This window comes from Nostoc sp. UIC 10630 (genome assembly GCF_010747425.1).
GTDB lineage: Bacteria > Cyanobacteriota > Cyanobacteriia > Cyanobacteriales > Nostocaceae > Nostoc.
Genome location: NZ_JAAGOG010000295.1, coordinates 1 through 7,608, shown reverse-complemented (window position 1 = coordinate 7,608; position 7,608 = coordinate 1). Strand labels below are relative to the sequence as shown.

At 40.3% G+C, this 7,608-nt stretch carries 10 protein-coding genes; 6 read left to right on the top strand and 4 right to left on the bottom strand.

What is annotated here, in order from left to right; genetic code table 11:
- Positions 1 to 914, bottom strand: a 914-nt coding sequence (locus G1O98_RS35430; protein WP_167306237.1) for a tyrosine-type recombinase/integrase, incomplete at its 3' end; no start/stop codon positions are given.
- Positions 915 to 1,752: 838 nt separating this feature from the next.
- Positions 1,753 to 2,046 carry a hypothetical protein gene (locus G1O98_RS35425; protein ID WP_163938688.1) on the bottom strand — a complete coding sequence of 98 codons (294 nt, stop codon included), beginning with the start codon at positions 2,044 to 2,046 and terminating at the stop codon, positions 1,753 to 1,755.
- Positions 2,047 to 2,345: 299 nt separating this feature from the next.
- Between G1O98_RS35425 and G1O98_RS35420 the strand changes: the two genes are divergently transcribed.
- The 4 genes from G1O98_RS35420 to G1O98_RS35405 all read left to right on the top strand — a co-directional run bounded on the left by G1O98_RS35420 (position 2,346) and on the right by G1O98_RS35405 (position 4,122).
- Complete coding sequence (locus G1O98_RS35420; protein ID WP_163938685.1) at positions 2,346 to 3,116, top strand: response regulator transcription factor RpaB; 771 nt, start codon at positions 2,346 to 2,348, stop codon at positions 3,114 to 3,116.
- Positions 3,117 to 3,213: 97 nt separating this feature from the next.
- Positions 3,214 to 3,603, top strand: a complete 390-nt coding sequence (locus G1O98_RS35415; protein ID WP_163938683.1) for a glycosyltransferase — start codon at positions 3,214 to 3,216, stop codon at positions 3,601 to 3,603.
- Positions 3,593 to 3,748, top strand: a complete 156-nt coding sequence (locus tag G1O98_RS35410; protein WP_345940631.1) for a hypothetical protein — start codon at positions 3,593 to 3,595, stop codon at positions 3,746 to 3,748. Before G1O98_RS35415 ends, G1O98_RS35410 begins: the two co-directional genes overlap by 11 nt.
- A gap of 233 nt (positions 3,749 to 3,981) precedes the next feature.
- Positions 3,982 to 4,122, top strand: a complete 141-nt coding sequence (locus G1O98_RS35405; RefSeq protein WP_345940630.1) for a hypothetical protein — start codon at positions 3,982 to 3,984, stop codon at positions 4,120 to 4,122.
- Between the two features lie 435 nt (positions 4,123 to 4,557).
- Here the strand turns inward: G1O98_RS35405 and G1O98_RS35400 are convergent, their stop codons facing one another.
- Positions 4,558 to 5,247, bottom strand: a complete 690-nt coding sequence (locus G1O98_RS35400; protein WP_163938674.1) for a type II CAAX endopeptidase family protein — start codon at positions 5,245 to 5,247, stop codon at positions 4,558 to 4,560.
- Positions 5,248 to 6,175: 928 nt separating this feature from the next.
- Between G1O98_RS35400 and dinB the strand changes: the two genes are divergently transcribed.
- Both dinB and G1O98_RS40445 read left to right on the top strand, forming a co-directional pair.
- Positions 6,176 to 6,958, top strand: coding sequence for a DNA polymerase IV (gene dinB, locus G1O98_RS35395; protein ID WP_345940629.1), 783 nt, complete (start codon positions 6,176 to 6,178; stop codon positions 6,956 to 6,958).
- Positions 6,959 to 6,970: 12 nt separating this feature from the next.
- Positions 6,971 to 7,261, top strand: a complete 291-nt coding sequence (locus tag G1O98_RS40445) for a hypothetical protein (protein ID WP_345940632.1) — start codon at positions 6,971 to 6,973, stop codon at positions 7,259 to 7,261.
- Here the strand turns inward: G1O98_RS40445 and G1O98_RS35390 are convergent.
- Complete coding sequence (locus tag G1O98_RS35390; RefSeq protein WP_163938671.1) at positions 7,232 to 7,435, bottom strand: CopG family transcriptional regulator; 204 nt, start codon at positions 7,433 to 7,435, stop codon at positions 7,232 to 7,234. The genes G1O98_RS40445 and G1O98_RS35390 overlap by 30 nt on opposite strands.
- Between the last annotated feature and the right edge of the window lie 173 nt (positions 7,436 to 7,608).

Sequence of the window (7,608 nt, the reverse complement as noted above, 5' to 3'; positions counted from 1 at the left end):
GTTAATTTTCGTGCATGGCTGGGGTCAACTCCCAATAGCAATAAGTCAGTAGCGTAGGTGTGACGAAAGGAGTGAGGGTGCAAATCCTCAATGTGAGCTATTTCACCAATTTTTTCTACAGCAAAGTAAATGCCGTGATAACTTAAGCGTTCACCTTTGTACGAAGCATGGTGTGAAATCATCAGTGGACTAAGGTTGTTTAACACCTCTCCTTGGTGTGAGCGTAATTGTAAATAATCTGCCACGACTTCTCGGCTTTCTTTTCGCAGTGGCACTAAGCGTGGTTCATTGGTTTTGGTGTCCGGTAAAAACAGGAGCTTGCCATCAAATGAGCCAACATTTAGCTGTACAACTTCCCCAGCCCGGAGTCCATGACTAAGGATGTGAACGAGTGCTGTATCTCGTTGCTTTGTTTCTTGGAGCAATTCCAACGCTGACCAAACCTGTTCCATCTGTTCTGGGGTTAAACTCTGGGCTGGTGGCAACGGCACTTTTTCCAGTTTTATCCCCAGTGTGGGATTAGTAGCAATAATTTCAGGATATGTGTAAGACATCCATTTGAAAAAGCTTTTGAGTGCCGCAATTCCTGCATTGATGCTGCTTTTGGAAAGCGGTTTACCTGCATCAGTCTGTATTTCATCACGGAGATATTCTTTATATAGCGCAAGATGACGTGGACGCAGCTCATGATAATGCAGCTCACTCCATGCCAAAAACCGCTTCAGTTCGCGTTCGTAAAGCTTGCGGCTGTTTGGTGCGAGATTGTTGCTGCGTAAAAATTCCAGAACTTTTACCCACCGAATATCGGTTGGTGGTCTTGTAACTCTAGTATGCCCAGAGAGCGATGCAGTTTCAGCGTTTAGGGGAATGAGTTTAATCGGAGGTAAATTATTTAGTTCAGGGTTATTCACAATAATCTTGCGCGATCGCACTGGGTGGCTCCGAATTTAAAAGTTCAGTATACACGAATTCGGTGTGAACACAAAATAATTAACCCTTATCTTTTATCCGATATCAACTACGATAAAAACTACTTCCCTTGATACATAACACTTTCACTGTTGTTGTGACTGTAACCATAAGTTTGCCGGGGTGGCACGTTTATGGTTTCAAGCGGACTTACGACAGCTTGAATTTTTGGGGTTTTTAAGAGACAATCTTGCTAATTCAAGTATTTGAGGGTGCATAATCCCTGAACTTTCGGCACGTTTATGCTTGATTTTTAGACTTTCGGCAACTTTTTGGTTTCAAAACCAAATACTTTGACTGCGATCGCGGAACGTTAAATCAAGCCTTTGCGCTTGCCCTGCGGCAAGGTTATGCTTTCAAAAGCGGCAAACTTATGGTTACAGTGACATTCACCAACATGCGATCGCTCTGGGGGCATGTTGGCAACGGAATAAGAACTATTACGCTGCCGATGAATTTTGCTTGTCTTTGGTATCGTCTTTAATGCGTAATCCAAGCGATAACCATTTACAGGGTGCTAACTTTCAGTTATAGTTAGCCGTAACTTATTATAAGCACAATGCAACTATAACTTTGACTTGGTGCAAAGATAGTTTACAAAAGCTGCTCAGGCGCTTGCATATTATCGTTTTAACGAAAAAACAGAGGTATTGCTGCACAAGTATGCCTTCGGGAAAACTTTTCTCCCTTGCTTGATGCCTGTCCCTCAATCTCTAAGATTCGGATCATGGATAATTGCAACCGCCTTGATGCAGAACCGTCTGGGAATACAAATAGCCTGCTTTAATTACAAAAATCATCTACCCGAATATCTCGCCAGACATCAGACACTTGCCAGCCAGAGTTGCCCACCGATTGTACTGGAGGATTGTCAAGCAATGGAATATAGTCAGGAACTCTAGGCTCTGAAATCGCTACTGGTTTCTCCTCAACCTCAACCACAGGGGCTGGAGAATTGACAGTATTAGCTTGAAGAAGTTGGTCTTCAGCCTCCTCGATTAGCTTCATCTGTTTCAGGGTAAGCTTGTCGGATTTTTTGATGATCTTCTTAATATCTGTATCATTAGAAGTTTTCATTGGCTGTTCCCTTGAAGGCATTGGCTTAAAATTTGGAAGAGTAAAGTTGCGAGAAGTTAGGTATAAATAATTTGCACAGAATTAACAAGGTACACCAAATCGATGGGAAATACGAGTCCCTTGCTGAACAAATTATTAATTGTGTACAAATCTCTTTTTCGGGTAGATGTCCCAGCATAATCTGTTGGACAGATGCAAGTATTAAGCGTAAGCGTAGCTCGCCGCAGGCATCGCTTCTTGATCATGACTGTAGGTCAAAAATGTGATTGCGTTTTTGACTCCTAATAAGCAGATAATGGATGGTTGAGAGTTCTCGCTCATTAGGAACAGCGTTGAGAAACTTATCAGGTGAAAAAGGCACAATCTTAGTAGTAGATGACGAAGCCAGCATCCGCCGAATTTTACAGACGCGGTTAGAAATGATTGGCTACAGCGTAGTTACAGCTAGTGATGGTGAAGAAGCTTTGTCAGCTTTTCGTAAAGAAACTCCCGACTTAATCGTTCTGGATGTGATGATGCCAAAACTAGATGGTTATGGTGTCTGTCAAGAATTACGGAAACAATCAGATGTACCAATTATCATGCTAACAGCCTTGGGGGATGTAGCAGATCGGATCACTGGGCTGGAATTAGGGGCTGATGATTATATGGCGAAACCTTTCTCTCCCAAGGAATTAGAGTCAAGAATTCGCTCGTTGCTGCGACGAAGAAACGATAGAACAACTACTGCTGCTATTTCTAATTTGGGAGTAATGATTGTAGACAATCTCAAAATTGATACGAATAAGCGACAAGTCTACAAAGCAGGTGAACGGATTCCATTAACAGGTGTAGAGTACAGCTTACTAGAGTTATTGATGAGCTATCCTGGCAAATCTTTTACCCGTGGAGAAATATTGCAGCAAGTATGGGGTTATAGTGCAGAACAACATGCAGATACTCGTGTGGTGGATGTACATATCTCACGCTTGCGCTTAAAGTTAGAAGATGACCCGGAAAATCCAGAATATATACTTACAGCAAGAGGAAGTGGTTACTTTTTTCAACGAATTCCTCAACTAGAGCATTAATCATGAAACCGGCAAATGTCAGTTGTTTGAGGTTGATGAAGTTCTTTGTCTTAATTGTAGTGTCTTGATAGATAGGCACAGGAAATTAGTACAATTTTTGGATACTGAAGTTTTCAGCAGGAAAAAGCATTTGAGCCAAAGTCTACCTATAGCACCAAGCCGGAAACTGAAGATTACGATCCTAACAGTAGGTTCAAGGGGAGACTTGCAACCATACTGTGCTTTGGCTATTGGCTTGAAACGTGCGGGGCATGAAGTAACGATTGCAACGCATAAGAACTTTGAGTTATTTGTTAGGAAGTTTGATTTAAAGTTTGCACCGATCGCTGGCAATATGGAAGAGTTTCTGCAATCCAAGCAAGGGCAGCGATTGATTGCGGGAGAAAAGTTGAAAAAAGAAGAAGGAGATAAGCTTTTACTTCAACAGTTGGAATCAGCTTGGAGTGCGTGTGTTGGAGCCGATACCGTACAAGAAAGTGTCAGATAAAACTTTAGCAGCAGCGATTGAAATCGTACTGGGCGATGAGGTGATGCAGAAAAAAGCCCAGGAGTTAGGTGAGAAAATCAGGGCTGAGGATGGTGTGGCGAATGCTGTTGAAGTTTTCCATCGCCATCTAGGTTTGATTGGGTGAGAAATTGCAGACAATTGAAGAAGAACTCAGAAGACAGAATTCAGAATTCAGAATCACAATCGGTTGGAGATTCAAACCCCTTTACACAGGAGCTTTTTCGTTCAGGAGTCATTCTGGCTCCTGACTCCTGACTGCTGAGTTTTTTAAATTAAAATACATCATCACACCTATAACAGCAGTCAATGTCCCAAGTGAAAGTTTACACGGTACTCTGTTTCAACAGCAGTATCCTAATGGTTTTTTACACGCCAGGGCATTGCTGGGAATTCCGTATCATCAGCCGCACGGGTGGGATATTCGGGGAACAAAAGATTTATTATACGGCGGAGGCGGCGTTGAGGATTGGGTTAGAGTGGTTGCGCGATGAACGGTAATGAGTGCGTATACGATCCAAGGTCAGCATTAATGGTAAGAGACAATCGTTTTTAGTCAAGGTGAATTGCTTGAAATTGTATAGCGATTTTTTAATTTGCCGCTCCACTAACTATGTGGAGGTGAATTAATGGAAAAGAAAAGTTGGCGATCGCTACAATCAATATTTTCAGCACTTATACAGAGGCGTGAATACCTGATATTGTATAAAATAAATCCTAGTGAAAGGTAATAAATGTACTTTTATATACTCTACTGAAATAAGTAACTCAGTAGAGTATTTTTTTTAGAGTCACTGCCCTTGAGAAATCGTCTTGTCTTGTTGCAACCCAACAAAACCTCGTTCTAACAATCATGAATTAAAAACGTATTGCTCATGGTTTATGTCATTATCATTACCTGAAGGAAGCTATTATTCCCATATTAGTTTATCTTGATTACACAAATATAAGCTGCCAACCAATGAGGAAAATTGCTATGTCTGCAAAAATATGGCTAATGTATCCAATCCAAATTGAACGATAATTTAAGTAGCACCATGACCATATAATACCTGCAATAAACACGCCGCAGGAGCATAATGCTGTTGCACGCCAGTCGAAGTAAGCTGCTAAACCAATAATATGGTGAATCGTAAAAAACAGTGCAGACAGTATTACAGCTAAACGACTTGATACTAAAATTTCACACTGACGATAAACAAACCAACGCCAGACAAATTCCTCAAGCAAAGAGTTAATAAATATCCAATATCCTGCACCTAGTAAATAAATATTAAAGCTACTGAATCCAACTAGCCTTGCTCGTTCTCGAACATATTCAGTATCAATCCACCGCCAGCCCAATAGCCAATAAACAGTTAAGATAACAAATAACATTATTAATCCTAATCCAACTCCAGCCAGCAAGTCGGCTCTTTTAGGATATTGAATTTTTAAAGCATTTTTATCGACAAAAGACAACCAAATAACTGGAAATAATAGAAGCCATACTTTTGATAGTAAAGCTACTAAGTATCCTTCTAATCCGGGTAGGAAGTACAATTGGGTTGCAACACCAATACTTGAAGCTGGCACGAGTAGCATCAGTGCTAGTAATGCCTTTTTTTCTAAGGTTATTTGGAGCATATTAAAAATTTAGCCTATCAGAAAATTAGAACAAACAGTATTTAAAACAGCCCAGAAATGAACGATAAAATCACTCTTGAGATTGAATTGGGGTAGTTACTATGTTTATTAATCATTGGAATTTTACTGTAAGATTTATATAAAATAATATCCATGCAAATTACCTAACTAAGCTAAATTAAGACTAACAATAAACATTCAAAACCTGCCCCAATTAACATGGCTATTTTGTACCAGAATTAATCAACATTACAGCTACCCCAATAATTACTCTTGGTATGAAGCTAGAGACTGCTGTAAAACATCCAGTAGATGTGGCAAGTAGTTTTTGGTTTTAGGTAAACTTAACTATGTTGTGATGTAAATCAGTAGTGCAAAAGAAATAATGACGCACAATCTACTAATAATTATTGTGGTAAATTTGTATAAAAGTATTTACATTAAGGGATTAAAATTAGGGATATAAATCTTTAAAAACATTGTATTGCAACTAATTAAATAAGGTAATTGATTAGGTTGACACTCTTGTAAGTGGATACTTTTTAAAAGGATATATCTCTTAAAAATCAATCTAATTACCTGCTTGCTTATGTGACACTCGCTGTTTTGGCATAGGGTTGTTGTATCTAAATTAGTCTTAACAATAACCAAGGTTAATATTTCAGCATTTACCCAATCAAGAATGAGTTTAATGGAATAAGGGATAGTGCCCAAGATAGTGATTGTTCCCACTACCGTACCAAGAAAAATGTTGTGTGTGATGTCACACTTTGATGGTAAGTGTGAGCAATGACGCATTTACCCGAACATCACCTCAGAACGAATAATTGGTATTTGAAAATAGTGCTAATGTACTATAGCGCTGGTAACATAGTATTTTACTAAGCACCAGTTAGCCTAACTTTCTAATGCTTCACTCTCCTTCCAAGTGAGAAAAATAGTTCACGTTGATATGGATGCCTTCTACGCATCGGTGGAACAGAGGGACAACTCTAGTTACCGAGGCAAACCGTTAGTAGTCGGTGGCAGTCCGAATCAGCGAGGCGTAGTTGCAGCAGCCAGCTATGAAGCGCGTAAGTTTGGCATTCATTCCGCGATGCCGTCAGTAACAGCGATCGCTCGTTGCCCTGGACTAATCTTTGTCAGACCGAGATTCGACGTTTACCGAAATATTTCCACTTCAATCCACGCTATCTTTAAACGCTACAGTGATTTAGTGGAAGGAGTTGCGCTAGATGAGGCATACCTTGATGTTACTGAGAATAGGCAAAACATCCCCTACGCTTCTACGATCGCAAGACACATTAAAACTGCGATTTTCCAGGAAACTCAGTTGACGGCAACCGCAGGCGTGTCGATTAACAAGTTTCTTGCAAAAATGGCATCAGGGCAGAACAAGCCGAATGGGTTGACAGTGATTTTACCAGAGCAAGCGATCGCCTTTGTAGAACAGCTAGCGATTGAGAAGTTCCACGGGATTGGAGAGGTAACGGCGGCGAAGATGCACTCACTCGGCATTCACACTGGCGCAGATTTGAAGCAGCGATCGCTTACTGAGTTAACACACCATTTTGGTAAAGCTGGTCATTATTACTACAAGATTGCCAGAGCAGAAGATGACCGCCCAGTTGAAGCAAATCGAGTTCGCAAATCGATTGGTGCAGAAACCTCGTTTGCACAAGACTTAAGCGATGTCGGTCAAATGTTATAAGAACTCGAACAGATTGCCCAAATCGTCGAGCAACGGTTAGAGCAGCACGAAACGCGAGGACGCACATTAACTCTGAAAGTCAAGTTCTCTGACTATCAGCAGTTAACCCGCAGTAAAACAATGCTTGCTCCTATCAGTGAATTAGATACGATTTTTGAGATAGCCAAAACACTGTTTGAGTTAATTGAACTGGAAAACCGCAGTATTAGGTTGCTGGGCATTTCGTTGTCTAACTTGGATAACGCCAAACAAATCCAAGTCATTCAATTGCCACTATTTCAGAATGGGAACATCATATTTTAGCGCAGATGTAGTCTGTTCAGATGCTGACAACTCGGTTATGGAGAGAGAGCGAATCAACTCCCGAATCACATCAGTTGCAGGTCTACCTGTACTTGCACAATATTTTTCAAGTTTTTCGCTTTCAGCTGATGCAAGATTTATTGTGATTCGTTTGACAGCCCATTTTTTGTTCATGACTTGCTCTATGGATCAAATTTAATGAATTATCTAGATTTGAAATGCCAAGTGTAATACTTAACAAATATATAGGAATCATATTTGATTTCTGAAAAGGACTGCGAGATAATACGGGTAGAAATATCTGTCTAATAACGAACAATGATAACCCAGCGTCTAGAAATGGCGAT

Coding starts and splice junctions, on each gene's coding strand:
- G1O98_RS35390 (WP_163938671.1), bottom strand. CDS start 7,435: ATGAACAAAAAATGGGCTGTCAAACGAATCACAATAAATCTTGCATCA.
- G1O98_RS35400 (WP_163938674.1), bottom strand. CDS start 5,247: ATGCTCCAAATAACCTTAGAAAAAAAGGCATTACTAGCACTGATGCTA.
- G1O98_RS35425 (WP_163938688.1), bottom strand. CDS start 2,046: ATGAAAACTTCTAATGATACAGATATTAAGAAGATCATCAAAAAATCC.
- G1O98_RS35405 (WP_345940630.1), top strand. CDS start 3,982: ATGGTTTTTTACACGCCAGGGCATTGCTGGGAATTCCGTATCATCAGC.
- G1O98_RS35420 (WP_163938685.1), top strand. CDS start 2,346: ATGGTTGAGAGTTCTCGCTCATTAGGAACAGCGTTGAGAAACTTATCA.